Annotated in this window: 14 protein-coding genes and 6 pseudogenes; 7 read left to right on the forward strand and 13 right to left on the reverse strand. The window is 58.1% G+C overall.

The window, feature by feature from the left end:
• Positions 1-240, reverse strand: a pseudogene (locus NB311A_RS07940) (IS21 family transposase); the annotation flags it as partial.
• A 180-nt stretch (positions 241-420) separates the two neighbouring features.
• On the opposite strand from NB311A_RS07940, the pseudogene NB311A_RS23120 reads away from it, so the two are divergent.
• Both NB311A_RS23120 and NB311A_RS23125 read left to right on the forward strand, forming a co-directional pair.
• Positions 421-1,044: pseudogene (locus tag NB311A_RS23120) on the forward strand (DNA-directed RNA polymerase subunit alpha C-terminal domain-containing protein); the annotation flags it as partial.
• 96 nt (positions 1,045-1,140) lie between these two features.
• A pseudogene (locus NB311A_RS23125) lies at positions 1,141-1,374 on the forward strand (DNA-directed RNA polymerase subunit alpha C-terminal domain-containing protein); the annotation flags it as partial.
• A 1,349-nt stretch (positions 1,375-2,723) separates the two neighbouring features.
• Here NB311A_RS23125 and NB311A_RS07955 read toward each other — a convergent pair.
• The 4 genes and pseudogenes from NB311A_RS07955 to NB311A_RS20310 form a co-directional block, all read right to left on the reverse strand.
• Positions 2,724-3,929, reverse strand: a pseudogene (locus NB311A_RS07955) (proton-conducting transporter membrane subunit); the annotation flags it as partial.
• Positions 3,930-4,206: 277 nt separating this feature from the next.
• Positions 4,207-7,350 carry an efflux RND transporter permease subunit gene (locus NB311A_RS07960; protein WP_009798001.1) on the reverse strand — a complete coding sequence of 1,048 codons (3,144 nt, stop codon included), beginning with the start codon at positions 7,348-7,350 and terminating at the stop codon, positions 4,207-4,209.
• A 3-nt stretch (positions 7,351-7,353) separates the two neighbouring features.
• Positions 7,354-8,502: an efflux RND transporter periplasmic adaptor subunit gene (locus tag NB311A_RS07965; RefSeq protein WP_009798002.1), complete on the reverse strand. Its 1,149-nt coding sequence runs from the start codon at positions 8,500-8,502 to the stop codon at positions 7,354-7,356.
• Between the two features lie 192 nt (positions 8,503-8,694).
• A protein-coding gene (locus NB311A_RS20310) for an IS5 family transposase (RefSeq protein ID WP_086008691.1) occupies positions 8,695-9,449 on the reverse strand; the annotation gives its coding sequence in 2 pieces (ribosomal slippage) (positions 8,695-9,116 and positions 9,116-9,449; 756 coding nt in all).
• Positions 9,450-9,679: 230 nt separating this feature from the next.
• Here NB311A_RS20310 and NB311A_RS07980 point away from each other — a divergent pair.
• Positions 9,680-10,816, forward strand: a complete 1,137-nt coding sequence (locus NB311A_RS07980; protein ID WP_009798005.1) for an NAD(P)-dependent alcohol dehydrogenase — start codon at positions 9,680-9,682, stop codon at positions 10,814-10,816.
• Between the two features lie 211 nt (positions 10,817-11,027).
• Here NB311A_RS07980 and NB311A_RS20315 read toward each other — a convergent pair.
• Positions 11,028-11,775: pseudogene (locus NB311A_RS20315) on the reverse strand (glutathione S-transferase family protein); the annotation flags it as partial.
• Between the two features lie 65 nt (positions 11,776-11,840).
• Here NB311A_RS20315 and NB311A_RS20320 point away from each other — a divergent pair.
• Positions 11,841-12,610: pseudogene (locus NB311A_RS20320) on the forward strand (IS5 family transposase).
• Positions 12,611-12,633: 23 nt separating this feature from the next.
• On the opposite strand, the gene NB311A_RS08000 reads toward NB311A_RS20320, so the two are convergent.
• From NB311A_RS08000 to NB311A_RS08015, 4 genes are read right to left on the reverse strand one after another with little or no spacing between them, the layout of a single operon-like run.
• Positions 12,634-12,816 (reverse strand): hypothetical protein, encoded by a 183-nt coding sequence (locus NB311A_RS08000; protein ID WP_371256482.1) that lies wholly within the window; start codon positions 12,814-12,816, stop codon positions 12,634-12,636.
• A gap of 11 nt (positions 12,817-12,827) precedes the next feature.
• Positions 12,828-13,691 carry a VOC family protein gene (locus tag NB311A_RS08005; RefSeq protein WP_009798010.1) on the reverse strand — a complete coding sequence of 288 codons (864 nt, stop codon included), beginning with the start codon at positions 13,689-13,691 and terminating at the stop codon, positions 12,828-12,830.
• A 58-nt stretch (positions 13,692-13,749) separates the two neighbouring features.
• Positions 13,750-14,193 carry a DoxX family protein gene (locus NB311A_RS08010; protein WP_083780414.1) on the reverse strand — a complete coding sequence of 148 codons (444 nt, stop codon included), beginning with the start codon at positions 14,191-14,193 and terminating at the stop codon, positions 13,750-13,752.
• A gap of 24 nt (positions 14,194-14,217) precedes the next feature.
• On the reverse strand, positions 14,218-14,610 hold the full coding sequence (locus NB311A_RS08015; RefSeq protein ID WP_009798012.1) for an NADPH-dependent F420 reductase: 393 nt from the start codon (positions 14,608-14,610) through the stop codon (positions 14,218-14,220).
• A 93-nt stretch (positions 14,611-14,703) separates the two neighbouring features.
• Between NB311A_RS08015 and NB311A_RS08020 the strand changes: the two genes are divergently transcribed.
• Positions 14,704-15,795 carry an IS5-like element ISNisp7 family transposase gene (locus tag NB311A_RS08020; RefSeq protein WP_009797950.1) on the forward strand — a complete coding sequence of 364 codons (1,092 nt, stop codon included), beginning with the start codon at positions 14,704-14,706 and terminating at the stop codon, positions 15,793-15,795.
• 98 nt (positions 15,796-15,893) lie between these two features.
• Here NB311A_RS08020 and NB311A_RS08025 read toward each other — a convergent pair whose 3' ends face one another.
• A complete protein-coding gene (locus NB311A_RS08025) occupies positions 15,894-16,130 on the reverse strand; it encodes an NAD(P)-binding domain-containing protein (protein WP_009798013.1) in 237 nt (78 codons plus the stop codon).
• A 115-nt stretch (positions 16,131-16,245) separates the two neighbouring features.
• Positions 16,246-17,157 carry a LysR family transcriptional regulator gene (locus tag NB311A_RS08030; RefSeq protein WP_040674435.1) on the reverse strand — a complete coding sequence of 304 codons (912 nt, stop codon included), beginning with the start codon at positions 17,155-17,157 and terminating at the stop codon, positions 16,246-16,248.
• A gap of 281 nt (positions 17,158-17,438) precedes the next feature.
• Between NB311A_RS08030 and NB311A_RS08035 the strand changes: the two genes are divergently transcribed.
• Positions 17,439-18,416: a glutathione S-transferase family protein gene (locus tag NB311A_RS08035; RefSeq protein WP_009798016.1), complete on the forward strand. Its 978-nt coding sequence runs from the start codon at positions 17,439-17,441 to the stop codon at positions 18,414-18,416.
• Between the two features lie 257 nt (positions 18,417-18,673).
• Here the strand turns inward: NB311A_RS08035 and NB311A_RS08040 are convergent, their stop codons facing one another.
• Positions 18,674-19,639: an IS481 family transposase gene (locus NB311A_RS08040; RefSeq protein WP_009798017.1), complete on the reverse strand. Its 966-nt coding sequence runs from the start codon at positions 19,637-19,639 to the stop codon at positions 18,674-18,676.
• 270 nt (positions 19,640-19,909) lie between these two features.
• Here NB311A_RS08040 and NB311A_RS08045 point away from each other — a divergent pair, with 270 nt between their 5' ends.
• On the forward strand, positions 19,910-21,382 hold the full coding sequence (locus NB311A_RS08045; RefSeq protein ID WP_009798018.1) for an aldehyde dehydrogenase family protein: 1,473 nt from the start codon (positions 19,910-19,912) through the stop codon (positions 21,380-21,382).
• The last annotated feature ends 35 nt before the right edge of the window (positions 21,383-21,417 follow it).

A 21,417-nucleotide genomic window follows, 5' to 3' on the forward strand; every position in this document is an offset into this window, starting at 1 on the left:
CTGTTCGCGAGCCGATTTGGCCGCGTTCGCCGCCAGCAGTTCATCAAGCTCCGCCGCCCAACGCCCGAGTTTGGGGCGCGGCTGGATCGAACGCTCATACTCGAACAAGGTCTTGCCCGACCTCAGCACCTTCCGGACCGTGTTCCGCGACACCTTCAGGTCACGGGCGATCTCCTTGATCGTCTTGCCCTTGATGAAGTGTTCGCGCCGTATCCGCGCAATCGTCTCCACGATCAGCATCCCCGACCACCTGCTTCATGACAAAGCAGGCAGCGCAACAGCCAACCTGTAGGGGGTCAATTTTGGACGCCGATCCCCCGGCTTACGGGGTCAATTTTGCATGCCGAATGACACAGGGACATCCTTGCGCTCTGATCCGCGCGCAGCCAAACTGCCGGGCACCAACAGCGGCACGCCTCCATGATCGACTGGTCGGACACCTTCCGCGACAGGTACTACGCGCCCGGCTACGTCTACATCGCCGGGTCGCTGTCGCACCGCGTGATGAAGATCGGCACCACCGTGAACATCCGCCAGCAGGAGCGGCGGCTGCGGCGGACCGCCTACGGCAGCATCGACGACTGGAGGCTCCTGTACTACGTCTGGGTCGAGGAGGGCGGGAGGATCGAGCACGACACCCGGCGCGCCATCAAGCGCTACCGCCAGCTTCGAATGTACGACAAGGAAGGCCATCGTCAGAAGGGGCGCGAAATCGTCGCGTGCCGGTTCGGCATTGCGCTCGAAGCACTGACCGGACTTTTGGACGACGCGCAGCGCGCCGGCGCGACCAAGTCGTGGCAAGCGGGCGACTACGAATTCGGGTGGGAGCCGCCTCCGTCCCCGCCGCCGCCCTACGTGCCGCCGGTCGGGATCCCGCCGACGGTCCACCTCTACCGCAGCATCGACGAGCTCGAGCTTTCGGTGCGGACATCGCTCTGCCTGAAGAACGACGACGTGCGTCTCGTCGGCGATTTCGCGCGCAATAGCGAGGCGGAGCTTCTCCGGATCCCGAACTTCGGGCGGAAGTCGCTCAACGAACTGAAGGAGATCTTAGGCCAAGTCGGGCTTCAGCTGGGCCTGGCCTTGCCGGAATGGCCGCCACCGAACGTCGACTTCCTGTCCCAGCAGGCCGGCAAACTGCTCGAACGCGTCGACGACCTCGAACTCTCTGTCCGGTCGGCGAACTGCCTGAAGAAGGACGGCATCAACCACGTCGGCGAACTGGTGCAGAAGTCGGAAGACGAGATGCTGCGGACGCCGAACTTCGGTCGGAGGTCGCTGAACGAGATCAAGGACCTCCTCGCAGCGTCCGGGCTGCACCTCGGCATGGATCTGTCCGGATGGCCAGGCTGCGTAAATCCGGCACCGGATTGATCGCCCGGTTCCGATCTGCCTGCACGAAGACGAGTTAGCTTCCCTTAGCGTCCAAAAATGTGCGGAGAGCGGTCTGCCGTCCGCATTTCCGGCTTGAAATCCTGGGCGGCCAGCTGGAGAAACAACTGTGCGGTGATCGTGGCGCCGATCGTCGGCCTACCCGTTGTGTCTCGCCTCAAGTGCGATTTCATTCGACGGGATAGCTATGCGCCCCTCCCTTGGACGATCGGCGACCAACCGTTTTCGAGCCGGTTTGAGCATTGCCGTACACTGGATCGTCTCAATTGCCACAATCATTTGCGTTTTCGGATCGAGAACAAATTCTGCGGATCGGCGGGCCAAGGCTCGCGTCCAGCCCGTTTCCGGGCAGTTTATACCTAATCATTGCAACAGCTTAGAGCCGATCGGGTCGAACGAGATCCTGTCGAAGCGTAGCTGTTTGATGCGGCCGCCATCGATCGACAGTGAATTGCACTTGCTATCGTCTGTACAAGCGACTTCGATTTTCCGATAGGAAAGCCCGCGACGAATGCGTCAGTCCCGAAGGGCTTCAGATCGAGCTCTCCCCGCGGATAGCGCATCATCAGCCGGTTCTCGCGAACGAACACGTCATAGATAACGCCGAGTTCTGCGCTGTAGTAGTGGCCTTCATACGACTTGAGCCGGTCCGCTGTAGGTTTGATGATTGATATGCGCCTCAGAGGAACATTTGAGCCGTCTTTTAGGTGCAGGAACGCGTTCTGTGCTGATCCACCTCGCGTGACGTCATCAAAGACGACTTCGGTGGGGACTACTTTAAAGCGAAAAGTCGTGTTGGAAATTGCGTACATTGGATACGAAGGCTGGCCTGTCGGGCGCGCGACGAGGTGGTCATTGTCCTTGCTGAAGGAAAAAGTGAACCCTGGTCTGAGTTCAAGTTCATAGTCACAACGTAGGCGTCGAGGATCTTAGGGTCGACCGCTACTTCCGGCTTATCGTCACTGGCTTGCTTGTCGGACGTAGGCTTTAGCAGATCCTTGAGATAGATGTCGGAGATCTTGAATGAAAGCGCGGTTGGATTCAAATCCCCTGCATTTGCAAGAACCACGACCGAGAAATGTTGGTCCGGAAATCTGAGAATATTGGTCCGATATGCGGCATCGCCGCCAGCATGTTCAATCGTTCGGAGCCCGCGATACTCTCCGATGAATAAGCCAGACGCGTAGTTGATGTCATTGCCGTTGTTGAGTTTCGCATCTTCGACAAATACGTCTTGCCGATCGCCAAGCTGCTTGATCCACTCACGCGTGGTTTTTTCGGTCAGTCATTGATCTGCGTGGCACGCAGAACATGATCTCCATTGTCATCCCCGCCCTGAACGAAGAGCGCGGCATCGGCGCCACCGTGACAGGGACGCCGGCCATGGCGGCGGCAGCGACCATCGCGAGCGTTGCCGTGATCGGCATGAAGCGCCGTAGGCCGCTCAGGCGGCGCAGGTCGCGGGTGCCGGTTTCGTGATCGATGATCCCGGCCGCCATGAACAACGACGCCTTGAATGTCGCATGGTTCATGAGGTGAAAGATGGCGGCGACCTGTGCGAGCGGTGAATCGAGACCGATGAGAAGAGTGATGAGCCCGAGGTGACTGATGGTCGAGTAGGCGAGCAGCCCTTTCATATCCTGCTGGAAAAGAGCAATGAACGCTCCAAGTATGAAACTGATAAGTCCCGCCGAACCCACGAGCCACAACCACTCGTTCGTTCCGCCCAGCGCAGGCCAGAGTCGCACCAGAAGAAAAACTCCGCCTTTGACCATCGTGGCGGAGTGAAGATAGGCTGAAACGGGCGTCGGTGCCGCCATCGCCTGTGGTAGCCAGAAATGGAACGGGAACTGTGCGCTTTTCGTCAAGGCTCCGAGAAGGATGAGGACAAGCGCCGGGATGTAAAGCGAATGCGCCCGGATCTTGTCGCCGGACGCTAGAACGCGATTGAGGTCGTAACTGCCGGCGATATGTCCGAGGATCAGTATTCCGGCGAACAGGCAAAATCCGCCGGCCGACGTCACAATCAGAGCCATGCGAGCGCCATCCCGCGCCTGCGCTGTCTGGTACCAATAGCCGATCAGCAGAAAGGAAAAGAGGCTGGTCAGCTCCCAGAAGAAAACCAGTTGGATCAGGTTGCCAGAGAGGACGATGCCGAGCATCGCCCCCATGAAGGCGAGCAGGAACGAGAAAAAACGCGGCACAGGATCTTGGGGAGACAAGTAGTAGCGGGCATAAAGTACCACCAGGAACCCGATGCTGGCGATCAGTGCGGCGAGCACCCAGGCGAAACCGTCCATCCTCAGATAGAAATTGAGACCGAGTTCGGGTACCCATTCAACGGTATGTCGGATGACTCCTCCGTTGACGATATGGGGGTAGCTCACGACCAGAAGCATCAGACAGATGAACGAAACCGCACCGGCCAGCCACGCTTCGGCGTTGCGCGCGTTGCTCTGAAGGAGCGCTGCAAGACAGCTCCCGGCGAAAGGGAGCGCGAGAACGACGATGAGGATCGTTTCATATGGCATCGTCATTCGTGACCTTTTCGGGCCGTAAGCGGAATCGCTTACTCAAATGACCGCTCCGTAACGCTCAAGTCTCTACGCTCGATCCTAAGGTCTATCGTCGATCATGCTACCTTCAAACAACTAGAAATAAGCTGAAGACTTATTAAGTCGTCTCGATAAGCGTGAGAGTCCGATAGGGGGCAGTTCTTTGCGAGGCAGTCTTTTAGCGTAATCCCGCGTGAAAGCTTGACTGCTGTCGAGTTGTAGAGATCCGGTCTCTGAGCACCATTTAGCAGAGTGCTAGCTACTCTGCCCGATCGGAAACGGCGATCTTTCTCCGGTCAAACAATCGATTGGTTCGCTCTCTGATGGATTCCCAGAAGACGTAGAGCATCGGAATCAAGAACAGTCCGATGCTACTTGCAGCGATCATGCCGACGAACACCGGCGTGCTGACGGCCTGGCGCGCGATCTCCGATGCGCCGCTCGCCCAGACCAGCGGCACCAATCCGAGGATGAATGCGATCGATGTCATCAGCACGGCGCGAAATCGCATCTCGGCGCCGACGGCTGCGGCCTGCTCAAGGCTCAACCCTTGCTCACGCTGCTCCTTGGCGAACTCAACGATCAAGATGGCATTCTTCGCGGCTAGCGCAATCAACACTACGAGTCCGATCTGCGCATAAAGATCGAGCGTAAGGTGCGCGATCAAAACGCCGGCAATGGCACCGAGCACACCAACAACCACCGAGAACAGTACTGGAACGGGAATAATCCAGCTCTCGTAAAGCGCGACCAAAAAGAGAAATGCGAACAGCAACGCCATGCCGAGCACGATTATGGTCTGGCCGCTCGCGGCCTGTTCCTGATAAGCAGTACCGGTCCATTCGAATGCGTAGCCAGGCGGGATCGTCTTGGCAGATACCTCGGCCATGGCATCCAATGCCGTACCCGAAGCCACGCCCGGAGCCGGGCTGCCGTTGATGGTCACCGAGCGATAATTGTTATATCGCGTGATGACCTGCGGCCCAGTCACGGTGCGAGCCGATGCAATCGATTGGAGCGGCACCATTTCACCCTTTGAATTGCGAATGTAGATCTTCCAAAGAGCCGATATATCGCGCCGATCCGCAGCCTCGGCTTGCAAATTGACCTGCCAGGTACGGCCGAACAGGTTAAAATTGTTGATGAAGTAACCGCCAAGCGTCGTTTGCAGCGTGGTGAAAACGTCGTTGAGCGTGATGCCGAGCGATTGCGCCTTCTCGCGATCGATATCAAGAAATATCGAAGGCGCGTTGGCCCCGTATGTCGTGAAAACGCGCGAAAGGCGTGGGTCCTGATTGGCTGCAGCAATCAGTCCCTGGACCACCGAACTCATGGCTTTCGGATCAGCGCCTTCCAGATTCTCTAGCTGATATTCGAAACCCCCTGTGGTTGATAGTCCCACAATGGGAGGGAGATTAAAGGGCAATACATTCGCAGTGCGGATTCGCTGTGACGCGTCGAACAGCTGCGCAATGAGCGCTTGAGCCGAATCGGCGACCTTGGTGCGCTCTTCGAACGGCTTCAGCTTGACGATCATAAACGCATTGTTACTGGCAGCATAACCGTCGAGCAGCGAGTAACCGATGATCGAAATGGTATCGCGCACTTGGGGCATCCCCTTCAAGACGCTTTCGACCTGCTTAACGGACTCGCTTGTCCGGTTAACCGAAGCACCATCCGGCAATTGAACGTTAATGAAGAATGTGCCCTGATCCTCCTCCGGCAGGAAGCCCGTGGGGGTAATCCGCATTAAACCAAAAATACCCAGGCCGAATGCAGCGATCAGCACCATTGATATGACCGACAGCCGCAATGTCTTGCGAACGACTGTGGCATAGCCGTCGCGCACCTTGTCGATCCCTTGTCCGATGCGTCCCATGATGCCGCGACGCGGAGAATGACGAAGGAACACTGTGCACAGTGCGGGCGAGAGGGTCAGCGCGTTGACCGCCGAGATGAGCACCGCAGCACTAATCGTGACAGCGAACTGGCGAAACAGCTCGCCCGAAATACCGGCGATGAAAGCGATCGGGACAAACACCGACAGCAGGACCAAAGTGATGCCGATAATCGGCGCCGTCACCTGCGCCATCGCTTTCTTCGTCGCCTCCGCAGGCGATAGGTCCGGCTCTTCCTCCATGATGCGCTCGACGTTCTCGACCACGACGATCGCGTCATCCACGACGATGCCGACCGCGAGGACCAACGCCAGCAGCGAAACGGTATTGGCCGAATAACCGAGCATAAGAAGGACAGCAAAGCTTCCAATCAAGCTGACCGGAATGGCAATGATTGGAATGATGGTTGCGCGCAGATTGCCGAGAAAAAGGAACACGACAATGCCGACCAGAACAAATGCCTCGATAAGCGCTTGAATGACTGCCTTGATCGTGTCCCGCACGAAAACCGTAGAATCATGCACCGCGCGAGCTTGCAGCCCCTCAGGAAAGCGAGTTCGCAGTTTATCCAGGGTTGCGTTCACAGTCTTCGATACTGTGAGGGCATTGGCGCCAGGCGACAGATAGATACCGATCGTAACCGACGGATCGCCATTCAACCGGCTAAAGGTATCCTGATTCTGTGCTCCCAGCTCAATCCGAGCGACATCCTTGACTTGCAGCACCGAACCGTCGGGATTGGCTCGAATGACGATGGCGCCAAATTGCTCCGGGGTCGTAAGGCGTCCCTGCGTCTGCAGATTTAACTGAAACTGCTGATCCTCAGGAATCGGACGAGCTCCAAGACGGCCGATCGGCGCCTGGACGCTCTGCGCCTGTACGGCGCGAATGACGTCAGAGGGTCCCAAACCGAGGCTCGTCAATCGTGCGGTATCGAACCAAATCCGCATCGAATAGTTTTCGCGCCCAAATAGCAGCGCCTGCCCCACGCCCGAAATCCGCGACAACTCATCCAGGACGTTGATGATGGCGTAATTGGTGATGGTCAGCGGATCGAGCTTGCCGCCCTCACTGTAGAGCGTAATGAACTGAAGGACCGACGACGTTCGCTTTTGAACCGTCAATCCCTGAAGTTGCACCTCCGGCGGCAGACTAGCCATCGCGGTCTGAACGCGGTTATTGACGTTGACCGTATTAATATCGGGATCTGTACCGAGAGCAAAACTGACGTCCAGATTATAACTTCCATCTGCGCCGCTACTGCTCTTCATGTAAATCATCTTGTCGACGCCGACGACCCTGGACTCGATCGGCTGCGCCACCGTCGCCTCCAACACCGAGGCGGAGGCACCTGGATAGACTGCCGAGACCTGAACCTCCGGCGGAACGATATCGGGTAATTGAGCGACAGGGATGCGCGAGAGTGCCAGCAGACCCGCAAGCGAAATGACGATGGCGATGACAATCGCCATGCGGGGGCGATCGATAAAATAGGCCGAGAGCATGCGCTATCTCCCAGCAGGGGTTGATGAAGGCGGCGCCGGCGAGACCACAAGATTTGGCCGGACCCGTTGGATGCCTTCCACGACGACCCGCTCGCCCGGTTTCAAACCATCGACGACCCCCGCGACGTCAGGGGTTGATTGTCCCAATTTCACGCGGCGTTGTTCGGCGACGTTCTTATCATTGACGACGAAAACATAATCGCCCTGCTGGTCGGCAAGAATCGCCGCGCGCGGGACCGCCAACACTTTGAGCGGTTCGACAGCCTCAAGCAAGACGGTGACAAACTCCTGGTCCGTCAATTCGTAAAGCTTCTTCTCCTCAACTGTCTGAATCATCGAATTGGGAATCGTGCCGCGCAAGATGAGAGTGTCGGTGTCTTTAGCAACGCCGATATCGACGAAGTCGAGCTTGCCGGTTTGACCGTATATTTCTCCATTCGGTAGGCGCACGCGTATTTGCACGGCATGATAGCCGCCCTTGTCGGCATAGCGTTCCCTTAGTTCTAGAACGCGGCGCACCGAGACAGGAAAGATTACATACATGGGGTCCGGACTGACGATCGTCGCCAGCGTTCCGCTGGAAGGACTGACGACATTGCCAACGGTAAGCGAAGTTTGGCCAATGAGGCCGTCGATTGGTGCTTTTATTTCCGTGTAATCGAGATTGATTTGCGCTTGGTGGAGCTGCGCTTGCGCGGCCTTCAGCTGCGCTGCCGCCGAGCGCTGCGCAGCAAGCGCAGTGTCGGCTGTGACCTGGGTACCGGAATTCTTCCGCAATAGTTCCTGCGCGCGGAAAAGCGCGAGATCGGCGTTCTCAAGTTGAGCCTTAGCTTCGGCAACCGCCGCTTCCTTAGCTTCGACCTCTGCTTCGAAAGGCGCACGCTCGAGCCGATATAAGACCTGATCTTTCTTGACGTTGGCGCCTTCCACAAAAAGCCGTTCGTCCATGAACGCAGTGACACGCGCAACCAAGTCAACGCGATGCCGAGCCTGAATGCGACCGTTGATTTCGGTACTCTCTGCCATCGGTTTGAATTCAGCTGCGACAACCCCGACCGCTGGCGGTGCAGCGGATTTCACCTGCGCAATCGTAGATGTTGCCGACAGAAATGTTCCAGCAATAAAGATGTAGACCGATGAGAGGGCGCGCATGACTTCATATCTCCTAACAATCGGTGCGGCAGGCCCATCTGTTTAGGGATGGAACATCTGGCCTACAGCGCTTGCTGTTCGCAAATCGTACGGCGACCCCGAGGGATGAACCTACTATCATAGCGAAGTGTATATAAGGGTGAGGAGGAGTAAAGCGCGAGGGTAGAATGCCCTAGGGTCAGGACTCATTGATCAAAGCCAGAAGATGACAGCGGCAGCGATGCAGATGGCGGACATGAATGTGTGAGCGCACTGGTCGTAGCGAGTGTGGATGCGCCGCCAGTCCTTGAGCCTGCCGAACATGTTCTCGATTTTGTGCCGCTGACGATAGAGTTTGCGGTCATGTCCGATCGGGGTTTTGCGGTTCGACTTCGATGGGATGCAGGCCATGATCCCGCGCTCGGCGAGGGCTCGGCGAAACCAGTCGGCATCATAGCCCTTGTCGGCGAGCAACTGCCTGGCGGGCGGCAGCGTATCGATCATCAAAGCCGCGCCCTTGTAATCGCTCATCTGGCCTTCGCTAAGCAGCATGATGACGGGGCGCCCCTGACCATCGCAGACGGCATGCAGCTTTGAATTCAGGCCGCCTTTCGTGCGCCCGATACGTCGGGGAACAGGCCTTTTTTTAAAAGGCTGGCAGCGGTGCGATGCGCCTTCAGATGCGTCGCGTCGATCATCAGGCGAGACGGCTTGCCACCCTTGCGCGCCAGTTCGGCAAAGATCTTGTTGAATACGCCGAGGCGGCTCCAGCGCACGAACCGGTTGTAGATCGTCTTGTGCGGACCATAGCCCGACGGCACATCGCGCCAGCGCAGACCGTTTCGGATGACGAACACGATGCCGCTGATCACCCGCCGGTCGTCAACCCTCGCAATCCCGTGCGACAGCGGAAAATACGGTTCGATCCGGCGCATCTGCGCCTCCGATAGCAGCAAAAGATCAGCCATGGCGATGCCTCCCAGCATCACCATTGAATCAACCTGCCAGCCTTCGCGCAACAAATTTAATGGGTCCTGAGCCTAGTTAATTATGGTGGCTTAACACGCTTTCGCGGCCGAGAGATAAGTCGAAGATCAGGTAATAGTTGCGTGCGTTATTCTGATGGGCGACCATTGACGAACGGCCAACAATACAACCGATCAATATAGTGATTTTTGATCTAGACAGGACGAACCAGATGTCGACTCAGCAATTTGCCGAACGGGGCTTTCGGGCAGCCGTAGTCCGTCAGAAAGGCGGGCCCTTCCGAATCGAGTCGGTGAACATCACACAACCGAACAATAATGAGGTGTTGGTCCGCGTAGTAGCGACGGGCATGTGCCACACCGACATGGTCGCACGCGATCAGATCTATCCAGTGCCGCATCCGATTGTCCTCGGCCACGAAGGGGCCGGAATTGTAGAAGCGGTCGGGGAGAACGTGACCAAAGTAAAGAAGGGCGATCATGTCGTCCTCACCTTTCATTCCTGCGGCGCTTGCCGTCCGTGTCAGGAAGGTCATCCGGCCTACTGTGAGAATTTTAATAACTATAATTTCGCTGGCGCGCGCCCCGACGATGGCTCGCACGCCCTGTGTGGGCATGACCAGACCCTGCTAAACGATCGCTTCTTCGGCCAATCCTCATTCGGTGCATACGCCATTGCCAACGATCGAAATGTGGTGAAGGTCCGCAAGGATGCGCCACTGGAACTGCTTGGGCCTCTTGGTTGCGGCATACAGACGGGTGCCGGAACTGCGCTCAATGCACTCAATGTCGGTCCGGGAGCGAGCTTTGCGGCCTTCGGGGCCGGCGCGGTTGGCCTTTCGGCCGTCATGGCAGCGGCGGCGGTCGGCGCGACGACCATCTTCGCGATCGACGTCGTGTCCTCGCGGCTGGAATTGGCAAAGCAACTCGGTGCCACCCATGTCGTCAACAGCGCCGACGATGACCCGGTCGAGGCGATCCGCGCAATTACCGGAAAGGGCGTGGATTTCGCTATGGATTCGACCGGTATCACATCCGTGATCCGTAATGCTGCACTGGCCTTGCGCCCTACAGGAGCCGCTGCGATTGTTGGCGCTTCAAAGCCTGGAGCGGTGCTTGACCTCGACGTCAACGATCTGATGCAAAATGTCAAAAGCATCCGTGGCGTCGTTGAAGGCGACAGCGTTCCCGACGTATTTATTCCCAAGCTCATCGACCTCTATCTTGCTGGCCGATTCCCCTTCGACAAGCTGGTCAAATTTTATTCCTTCGACCAGATTAATGAGGCTGCAGCCGATAGTGAAAAAGGAATAACGCTGAAGCCAATCATTCGCATCGGGGAAATTTAAGGGGATCAACGGTTTTTCTGCGCGCGAACCGGTGCCCACTTCGCTCGGAAACGCGACAGCTTGCCAAGCGCTCGACGCGCACCTGAGCGAACAGAGGTCTGATCCAACTGCGTCGGATCAGACCTGTTCAATTTGTAGGGAACATTATGATTTCTGAAAGTCGCGTCGTTCTTCCGAAATCATGCTCCGGCCACCCGGCTCAACACTCGATTCAGCTCGGCATTTCAGGGCCCACCGGTACGATGCCTGTCGGATTGAGCGTCTTGATCGAGTAATGGCCCCGCTTGATGTGGTCGATGTTGACCGTTTCGCGGATGCCGGGAATATCAAGGACCCGGGCGAGGTAGGCGCTCAGTTTTGAGTCGTCCGCGATGCGGCGGAGATTGCACTTGAATAGCCCGTAGTAGGCGAGATCGAAACGGACCAGGGTCACGAAAAGTCTGACGTCCGCCTCTGTGAAGCGTTCGTCGATCAGGAATTTGCGGCCGTCGCCAAGTCTCTCTTCCAGTTCATCGAGCATGGCAAAAACGCCGGCAAACGCGTCCTCATAGGCTTCCTGGGTGGTCGCGAAACCAGCGCGATAGACACCATTGTTGAGGCTCGGATAAATGCGCTCGTTTAGCGCCTCGATCGTCTCGCGCAAGTTCGGGGGCATAGGTTCACCGTGGAATCCGCGAGATCACCGAAGCCCGAGTTCATCATCCAGAGAATATCAGCCGACTCATTGTTGACGATGGTGCCGCGCTTTTTGTCCCACAGGACGGGCACCGGGCCCGGCCGCTGATGGCCGGATCGGCTCGCGTGTAAAGCTCATGCAGATAGGTCGAGCCGTTGACGGCGTCGTGGCTCGAGCCGGGATAGTCGCCGAACCGCCAGCCCTGGTCGGTGAGCGTCGGCTCCACCACTGACACGGATATGGCGTTGTTAAGCTTCTTAAGCTTGCGTTCGATTAGGTCACGAACCCATAAATGGGATTCCGTTTGGACGGGAGGCGTGATTCAATCTCCGGAGGGAGGAGGATTGAATGGCTCGTTTTGATCTGACGGATTTCGAGTGGTCTGTGATTCAGCCGCTTTTGCCGAACAAATCGCGCGGCGTTGCACGGGTGGATGACCGGCGGGTGCTGAACGGGATCTTCTGGCGGCTGCGTACCGGTGCGCCGTGGGCGGATATTCCGGCGCGCTACGGCCCGCATACGACCTGCGTGAACCGCTTCAACCGGTGGCGCAAGGCAGGCGTTTGGGATCGTATTCTGTCGGCGGTTTCAAAGGCTTATGATGGCGACATCCAGATGATCGACTCCTCGTCGATCCGCGTGCATCAGCATGCGGCCAACGGTCAAAAAAACAGACCAGATCCCGTTGCATGGGTCGCTCGCGCGGCGGGCTGACAACCAAGATCCACGCGCTGGTGGATGCCTGCGGCCTGCCGATCTGCCTCAAGATCACCGAAGGCCAGGCCCACGATGGACGCAGCGCGCAGGACATGATCGACACCGTGGAGCGCGGCAACGTGCTGCTGGCCGATCGAGCCTATGATTCCAACGCCCTGCGCCAGACCCTGGCCGCGCGCGGCGCGACAGCCAACGTGAAGCCGATGCCAAATCGCGTCATGGCTCTGCGCTTCAACAGGCGGCTCTATCGCAAGCGCAATCTGGTCGAACGCTTTTTCAATAAAATCAAGCATTACCGTGCCGTCGCCACCCGCTACGACAAGCGTGACGACAACTTCCTCGCTGGCATCAAACTCGCCGCAATCCGCATCTGGTTGCGATTTAATGAGTCGATGACCTAGAGTACGTGACGCCCAGGGGCAGATCAGTGCAACATAAAGATGATAACGGCCAGCCTCGGCGGCGAAGCCGCCTTCGCCAGTCGACCCCCCCAGCCGTCGGGCGTGACCCAATTGCGGAAGGTCGATGTCTGCCGCACGAAGCCGCCTATATTGTCGTTGGCTTGCACCGGCTGCCAGTTGGCCATCCATTTACCGTTTGTCAGCATGATCGCCTCCATCAACTTCTCAAGGTAATAGCGCTGCCAAATGGATCGCGCAGGACCGTTCCTTCGACACCACTCGTTGGTTCTACGCCTGCGCCTTCGGCGCGCGTCACGATCTTCGCGATATCGGCGGGATCGCGGACGATGATCTCGACATTGTCGAGCCCCGCCATGTTCTTCGGGCGTTGCGTGGCGCCGCGACTATTCCAAATATTGCCGGCGAGTTGATGGTGATAGCCGCCGCTGCCGTAGAAGCTGGCGCCGGGGTAGTCGACAGTGGTGTCGAAGCCGAGGACGTCGCGATAGAAAAGGTCTGCCGCTGCCGTATCTCCGACCTGAAGGTGCACGTGGCCGATGCTGCCGTCTTTAGGAAAGCCGGTCCAACCTGCTCCTTCGCCCGCTGCGAGCAGGTTCTGCTTGTCGAGCGGATTGGTGCTCATCCTGATATCGCCATTCGCGCCACGCCAGCGCGCGACGGGTCGGTCAGCATAAACCTCGATGCCGTTGTCTTCGGGGTCGGCGAGATAGATTGCCTCACTAACGATGTGGTCGGACGCGCCCTGGAGCGGCACACGCACCTCGACAGCGTGGGTCAGCCAGCGAGCGAGATCGGCCCGCGTCGGCATCAGGAAGGCCGTATGGAAAAGCCCGGCCTGTCTCCGGTCGCGCGGAGCGAGGGCGGGGTCGGCTTCGAGGACGAGCAAAGACGTATGACCTGTGCCGAACGTTGCCTCGCGATCGTCCTTCGCCATTAACGTCAGGCCGAGAACGGTGCGGTAGAAGCCTGAGACGGCGTCGAGATCGCGCACCTTCAGCCGGACCTTGCCAACGCGCATTGGCGCTGCGCTCATGTCGAAAAAATCAGACGCTGCGGTCATGATGAATGCTCCTCAAAAAAGAGCGGTCGCGGATACGTTCCGCGACCGCACCAAGTGCTCAGACGCGAGCGCGTTTCAGAGCGAAAGCCCCGTCGCCAAGGAGAGCCTGTACAATAAGGGCGATGGCCCAAAAAGCGGGAAACTCCCAACCGCCGCCCTGGTTCGAGAAGAAAAAGCCGGCCGCCCCATGCGGAGCGTAGATCGTGCCGAGCAGAATTGGTACTAGCGCCAGCGCAACCCAACGGCTCCAGACGCCCAGAATTAGAGCGATGCCTCCGCCAAGCTCTGCGGCGATGACCACGTAGGCAAGGACGCCGGGGAAGCCCAGGCTTTCAAAGAATCCGGCGGTACCAGCCGGCGTGAAGATCACCAGCTTGAGCCAGGCGTGGGCGAGGAAAAGAACGCCCATCGAAACGCGCAGGATCGTCGCGGCAAGATCGGCATTGGCCACGCCAGAAATGAGAGCTGGGCGGGCTGCGTGTGCAGAAGTTGTATAGGTCATGGTGCTGTCCTTCCGATCCGCGGCTCAGGCGATGCCTTGCCATGTCGGTGCGATGTCAGTGCCGTGGCCGAGGCCGTAGCCTAAAGCGATGTTGAGGCCTGCGAGCGGCTCCAGATACCGAGCTGAGACGAGACCTCCGGTCTCCACCGCGGCCAGGCCCGCGCTTTTGGCGAGAGAGACAACACTCTTCCGCGCCTCAGCGTCGTCACCCGCGACAAAGACCGTTGCCGGCTTTCCGGACGCCTTGCCGCCGTTCTGAAGCACGGAGGCGAAGACGGTATTGAAAGCCTTCACCACCTTTGCGCCCGGCGCTCGCTTCTGAATTTCCTCGGCCGCGCTGGTCGTATGGCCGATGGTGAGGCCGGAAAAGTCAGCGGTCAGCGGATTTGTGATGTCGATGACGATCTTCCCGGCCAAGTCTCCAGCGGCCTCTAGCAGGCTGTTGAAAAAGCCAGTCGCGGCCGAGCTGTGAGCATGATTTATTGCTCCGAAGCGATTTGGAGATGATGAGTGCGCGGTGGTGACAATCTGACTGGCGAGCTGTTCAGCTACGTTGATCTGGAGGCGCGGGTTCGACGCGACCACCCGCTTCGCGCCATCCGGGTCACGGTGAACGAAGGGCTTGTCGCTTTGGAGCGGGAGTTCGCGGCGCTGTACTCGCCACTCGGGCGGCCGTCGATCCCACCCGAGAAGTTGCTCAGGGCGATGCTCTTGCAGGCGTTCTACTCGATCCGCTCGGAGCGGTTGCTTATGGAGCGGCTGGAATACGACCTTCTGTTCCGCTGGTTCGTGGGCATCGGCGTCGACGATCCAGCCTGGGACCATTCGGTGTTCTCGAAGAATCGCGAGCGGCTGCTTGAGGGCGACATCGCGGCCAAATTCCTGAGTGCGGTGCTGGCCCAGCCCAAGGTGAAGAAGCTGCTGTCGACAGATCACTTCTCGGTCGACGGCACGCTGATCGAGGCCTGGGCTTCGATGAAGAGCGTCAAACCGAAGGACGGCTCTGGCGAGCCGCCGGCCGGCGGCGTCGGGCGCAATGCCGAAGCCGACTTCCACGGCCAGAAGCGGACTAACGACACGCATGCCTCGACCACCGATCCGGACGCAAGGCTCTACAAGAAGGGCAAGGGCAAGGAGGCGAAGCTATGCTTCATGGGTCATGGGCTGATGGAGAACCGCCACGGCCTGTTGGTCGACGCCTGCCTGACGCTGGCCGACGGACATGCCGAGCGGGTGGCGGCGTTGCACATGATCGAACCTCGCGCCGACCGGCCCCTGGCCATCACACTTGGCGCTGATAAGGCCTATGACACGGAGGACTTCGTCAATGAGTTGCGCGCGATGAAGGTGACGCCGCACGTGGCGCAGAACACGAGAGGCCGAAGCTCGGCGATCGACGGACGCACGACGCGGCACAGCGGCTATGCCGTCAGCCAGCGTATCCGCAAGCGCATTGAGGAAGCCTTCGGCTGGATCAAGACGGTCGCCCGCCAGGACAAGACCCGCTTCCGCGGCCGCGACCGCGTCGAATGGGCCTTCACCTTCGCAGCCGCCGCTTACAATCTGGTGCGACTGCCGAAGCTCATGGCGGTGCCAGCATGACCCCCCGTCCCACGGCCACGCCAAACTGCTCGACAGCTCAATCCAAATCTCATCACAACGGCGATTAAGCCATCCCGAAAGCCAGACGGGACACTTCTTCAACAGCCTGCTAGGACGTCGGCGGCTGCCTCGTAGGGCACGGCCAAGACAACAGCGTCCGCAGCGCCGGCCGCATCGGCTAACGAGCTGACCCCGATGCCGGTGCCGAGTTTGGCTGCAACCGTCTGCGCCTTTACCGAGTCCCTAGAAGCCAGGGTGATTTTATGTCCGGCTTTGGTGAAGAGGACAGCAAGGCCGCTGGCCATATTGCCGGATCCGAAGATGGCAATGTTCATGTCGAATCTCCTGGTTGTGACGCCACATGCGTCGTGCTCCAGGAAACATGGCCCTATTGGATCTGAACGATAATCCGGTCGCGTAGAAGTTCATTACATCCAGAACGGAAGAAATCTACCAACCCTTCTCCCAATGCGGCGTTCCGCGATAGCGCTCGACCAGAAAATCAACCAGGACACGGACCTTCGTGGCGAGATGACGGCCGTGGGGATAGAGAGCATGCACCGCGTAGGGTTCGGTTTCGAAAGCTTGCAGAACGCGTCGTGTCCGGCCCGCCCGCAGAGCCTTGCCCGCAATGAAGCTTGGCACACAGGCAAGCCCGAGCCCAGCCTCGGCGGCGTTGAGACAGGCCTCGGCATTGGAATAGCGAAGGCGGCCACCGACTGCGACGTCGATCGGGGTGCCCCGTGCGTTTCGAAGCGGCCAGCGATTCGGCTCCCGGAAATTCGTATCGATAATGCAGTCGAAGTGCGCGAGGTCGTTGGGCCTTTTTGGTTCTCCGCGACGCTTGAGGTAGGTTTGCGATCCAACGATCACGATGCGCACGTCGCAAAGCTTGCGCGCGATCATGCTGGAATCGTCGGCCCGTCCAACCCTGATGGCCATGTCGAAGCCTTCGTCGACGAGGTTCACCATCCGATCCGAAAAGCTGACATCGAGTTCGATCTCGGGAAATTTTGATGCGAATTCGTTCAGCCCTGGTGCTATTTCCGTAGTCCCAAACGTCAGCGGTACCGTTAGCCGCAACCGCCCGCGCGGCGCGCCCGACTTATCCCGGACTGCGGCGTCCAGATTATCAAACTCTTCGAGCAACGGCCGAAGCCGATCGAAATAAGCGTGCCCGGCTTCGGTCGGTGATACGGCGCGCGTGGTGCGGCTGAGGAGACGAACACCTAGCTCATTTTCCAGCCGCGAGACTAGCTTCGAGGCTTGGCCTGAGCTTGTGCCGAGCCGTTCGGCGGCGGCGGTGAAGCTGCCGGTCTCCATTACCGCAACAAACATCCGCTCGGGTTCCAGCCTGTCCAATGCTTCCCTCCGACCAAGATCAAGCGCCGCTTTCGCGCTGTTACCATTGTCGGGACATGATCGAATATCAATATGCATACTTAGCTGAGCACAAAATCATAGGCAGCGCTCAGCATCACTGTCAGCGAACACAGAGATTCAAAGGCCTTCCGCCTGGTGACGATCTTCTGGTTGATCCCCTCATGCCGCAAACGCAAGAAAGCTGACATCCTTTGTTGCGCCAAGGTTGACGATTATGCGGCTCCAGCACGACGGAGAACTCTTTTCGAGGACAGGCTCAAATGGGGCTTTTGATCGACGGCAAATGGCACGACCAATGGTATGACACGGCTGCGAGCGGCGGTCGCTTTATTCGAAGCGAAAGTCAATTCCGTAACTGGATAACCACCGACGGCGCGCCCGGTGCCAGTGGGCAGGGTGGATTCAAGGCCGAGGCGGGCCGCTATCATCTTTATGTCAGCCTCGCCTGTCCCTGGGCGCATCGTACCCTCATCATGCGCGCTTTCAAGGGATTGGACGACATGATTTCGGTCTCGGTTGTTCACTGGCTGATGCGCGAGGACGGCTGGACCTTTAAGCAAGGACCGGGAGTCACGCCCGATGATTTGAATGGCGCCGATTTCCTCCACCAAGTTTATACGGCCGCGCAGCCGGACTATAGCGGCCGGGTGACCGTGCCGTTCCTATGGGACAAACAGCGGCGCACTATTGTTAATAATGAGTCCTCTGAGATCATCAGAATGCTCACCAATGCCTTCGACGCGGTTGGAGCAAAGTCGGGCGACTATTATCCGGTGAATCTTCGCGAGCAAATCGATGCAGTGAACAAACAAGTTTACGACGGCTTCAACAATGGCGTCTACAAGGCCGGCTTTGCGACCAGTCAAACGGCCTATGACGACGCGGTTGCGGGCGTGTTCCAAACGCTCGACTGGCTCGAAGAGCGTCTGGCGCGCCAACGCTATCTTTTAGGCGAGCGTCTCACCGAAGCGGATATCCGGCTGTTCACGACACTCGTTCGTTTCGATGAAGTCTATCACGGCCACTTCAAATGTAACCGACATCGGATCGTCGATTATCCCAATCTCTGGAGCTTCACGTGCGAGATCTTCCAGCTTCCCGGTGTCGCCCAGACTGTGAACATGGAGCATATTAAGCGCCACTATTACGAAAGCCATCAAACTATCAATCCTACCGGCATAGTGCCGGTCGGTCCCGCTCCAGATTTCATGGCTCCTCACGGTCGCGAAGCGCACTGAGTGAGCCTCGCGCTGTGAACCGCCTTTGAACTACAAAAAGTGGTTCTTCCGATTTGCCGCTCTAAGCGCGAAGGCAACGACATCGCGAAAATTGCCTATCTGTGAGGCATTCTCCGAAAATCGCCCCCGCGGCGGGCGAAAGGTGGTATAGTCTAAAGAAATAGAAGTGGTCATATTACGCAGGAACTCGGGCAAGCCTTGGGGATTACGATTACTCGCAGTTAATCGTCCGCATCGCCTATTTTGTGTTCCGGTCGTTAGGTGTTTAGTCCCGGCATTTGCTGGTGCGGATTAAGCTTGAATCTTTTCGGCTCTGAAGTCCAGAATTTGCAGACGAACTCATATGGCGTGAGACCTTTGAGCGTTTTGAGCCGTCGAGCAAAATTATAGGCGTCAACGAAGTTGGCCAGATGAACGCGTAGTTCGTCATGGCTATCGTAATGATAGCGTTTGACCGTGGCCTCCTTGATGGTCCTGTTCATTCGTTCCACCTGTCCATTAGTCCACGGGTGGTTGGGTTTGGTCAGTCGGTGCTCAATGCCGTGCTCATTGCAAATCTGGTCGAAGCGATGAACCCGATAGCGCGCCGTCCAACCATTGCGGTTGCGAGGCAGATCCGCGAACTGGATGCCATTGTCGGTAAGGATTGTATGCAGCCGATAGGGCACGGTTGCGATCAAGGCTTCAAGGAAGATGACCGCTGTGGGACGATCGGCTTGTTCATGCAATTGGACGAAGGCGAACTTCGAGGTTCTGTCGATTCCAACGAATAGATAGAGCTTGCCTTCCTTCGTCCTGACTTCGGCAATGTCGATGTGGAAGAAGCCGATCGGGTAGGACTTGAACTTTTTCTTCGTGGCCGTGTCGCTTTCGATCTCCGGCAGCCGACTGACGCCATGACGTTGCAGGCAGCGATGCAGCGACGAGCGTGTCAAATGCTTGATCGTGGCCTGAAGAGCATAAAGACAATCGTCCAACGGCAGCAGCGTGTGTCGGCGAAAGGCCACGACGATCGCTTCTTCCTCTACCGAAAGAACCGAGGATTTTGGCGTCCTGGGTCCGGTTGGAAGGTCGGCGACCGTCGAACGCTTCTTCCACTTCAAAATGGTCTTGGGGTTGACGCTATAGCGTGCAGCAAGCGCTCTCAGGCTCTCTTGACTATTTTGTATCGCTCGACGGACAGCCTCTGTCGTCGTGGCGCTCCCGTGAAGAATCTGTCCCATAGCGCACCCTTCCAATCCGTGGAAAAGATTGCACCATCAAACCCCGGGATCAAACACCTAGCATGCTTTGCAGTTTGAGAAGGAATCTTTCGTTAGTCCGCACATTCTACGAGTGCCAACAATCGCCTTTTCGTCGCCGACTGCGGTTATACGTAGCGCCGCAAGCGGGCACAGAAACTTGACCCTTGAAACTGAAGCTGGGACAGTGTGCATCATCTCTTCCAACGTTGGGCGGGGTCGTAGTGCTCCGAAATTAAACGGACGTCGGTCTTGAAAAGCAAGCCCCGCTATCAGAATCTCGAATTGCAGCCGATCGCCGGGCAATGGCGAAAGGGAAGCGCCGAACGCGATCTGAATGTCATTGATCCGTTTACGGGCGAACTCTTGTTGAGCTTGCCGATGGCCAGTCGCGAGGATCTGGATCAGACCTATCGTACAGCGCAAACAGCACAAGTTGAATGGGCTGCAATGGGCCCCACCGCGCGTGGCGACATCATGCGTCGGGCGGTCGACATCTTCGATGACCGAAAGGAAGAAATTCTTGACTGGTTGATTCGTGAATCCGGCAGTACCCGCATTAAGGCCGAAGTTGAATGGGCCTCCGCCCGCGCCATCACCTTGGAGTCCGCGGGCCTGCCCGGCCGCGCTCACGGCCGCATTCTGCCCTCGGATGTGCCGGGCAAAGAAAGCCGCGTCTATCGCGCGCCGCTAGGTGTGGTCGGGGTAATCAGTCCATGGAATTTCCCCTTGCACCTTAGTGCTCGTTCAGTTTCCCCAGCGCTGGCGCTGGGGAACGCCGTGGTCATCAAACCGGCCAGTGATACGCCCATCACCGGTGGCCTTCTGCTGGCGCGAATCTTCGAGGAGGCCGGGCTACCACAAGGTGTGCTGAGCGTACTGGTCGGCGCCGGTTCGGACATCGGCGATGCGTTCGTCGAACATCCAGTGCCATCCTTCATCTCTTTCACTGGCTCGACGCCGGTTGGTCGCAACATTGGCCGTCTCGCCAGTGGCGGTACTCATCTCAAGCGCGTCGCTCTGGAACTAGGTGGCAACAGTCCGTTTGTGGTGCTGGCTGATGCAGATGTCGAGGCTGCGGTGAACGCGGCGGTGGTCGGCAAGTTTTTGCACCAAGGGCAAATCTGCATGGCAATCAACCGGATCATCGTTGAAGCGCCCCTTGTGGAAGAGTTCACGCAGCGCTTCGTCGCGCGTGTCGAGGCTCTGCCTTATGGTGATCCGCGGCTACCAGGAACCGTTGTGGGTCCGGTGATCAACGCTAAACAGCTCGCGGGCCTAAAGAAAAAGGTAAGCAAGGCGCAACAGGAGGGTGCGGAGATGCTTATGGGCGGCGAACCACAAGGCAACGTCATGCCGCCCCATGTCTTCGGCAACGTGACCGCCGATATGGAAATCGCTCGGGAGGAGATTTTCGGTCCGCTGGTCGGAATCCAGAGCGCTCGCGATGCAGAACATGCACTGGAGCTGTGCAACAGCAGCGAATACGGTCTATCCAGCGCCGTGTTTACCAGAGATACTTCGCGGGGGGTGCAGTTCGCACAGCGAATACGGGCGGGCATGACACATATCAACGATATGCCAGTGAACGACGAGGCAAACGCTCCTTTCGGCGGAGAGAAAAACTCCGGCTTGGGGCGGTTCAATGGTGACTGGGCAATCGAGGAGTTTACTTCGGATCAGTGGGTTACGGTGCAGCATGCGCCGCGCCAGTATCCGTTCTAAGCAATGCGTACTCGCCGGTTTGCTTGCGACTGGAG

The sequence above is a fragment of the Nitrobacter sp. Nb-311A genome (assembly GCF_000152905.1).
Lineage (GTDB): Bacteria > Pseudomonadota > Alphaproteobacteria > Rhizobiales > Xanthobacteraceae > Nitrobacter.

Excerpts from the sequence above, each read along its gene's own strand:
- NB311A_RS07965 (WP_009798002.1), bottom strand. The coding sequence starts at position 8,502 with ATGCGCGCCCTCTCATCGGTCTACATCTTTATTGCTGGAACATTTCTG.
- NB311A_RS08035 (WP_009798016.1), top strand. The coding sequence starts at position 17,439 with ATGGGGCTTTTGATCGACGGCAAATGGCACGACCAATGGTATGACACG.
- NB311A_RS07980 (WP_009798005.1), top strand. The coding sequence starts at position 9,680 with ATGTCGACTCAGCAATTTGCCGAACGGGGCTTTCGGGCAGCCGTAGTC.
- NB311A_RS08025 (WP_009798013.1), bottom strand. The coding sequence starts at position 16,130 with ATGAACATTGCCATCTTCGGATCCGGCAATATGGCCAGCGGCCTTGCT.
- NB311A_RS08000 (WP_371256482.1), bottom strand. The coding sequence starts at position 12,816 with ATGCTGACAAACGGTAAATGGATGGCCAACTGGCAGCCGGTGCAAGCC.
- NB311A_RS08010 (WP_083780414.1), bottom strand. The coding sequence starts at position 14,193 with ATGACCTATACAACTTCTGCACACGCAGCCCGCCCAGCTCTCATTTCT.
- NB311A_RS08040 (WP_009798017.1), bottom strand. The coding sequence starts at position 19,639 with ATGGGACAGATTCTTCACGGGAGCGCCACGACGACAGAGGCTGTCCGT.
- NB311A_RS08005 (WP_009798010.1), bottom strand. The coding sequence starts at position 13,691 with ATGACCGCAGCGTCTGATTTTTTCGACATGAGCGCAGCGCCAATGCGC.
- NB311A_RS07960 (WP_009798001.1), bottom strand. The coding sequence starts at position 7,350 with ATGCTCTCGGCCTATTTTATCGATCGCCCCCGCATGGCGATTGTCATC.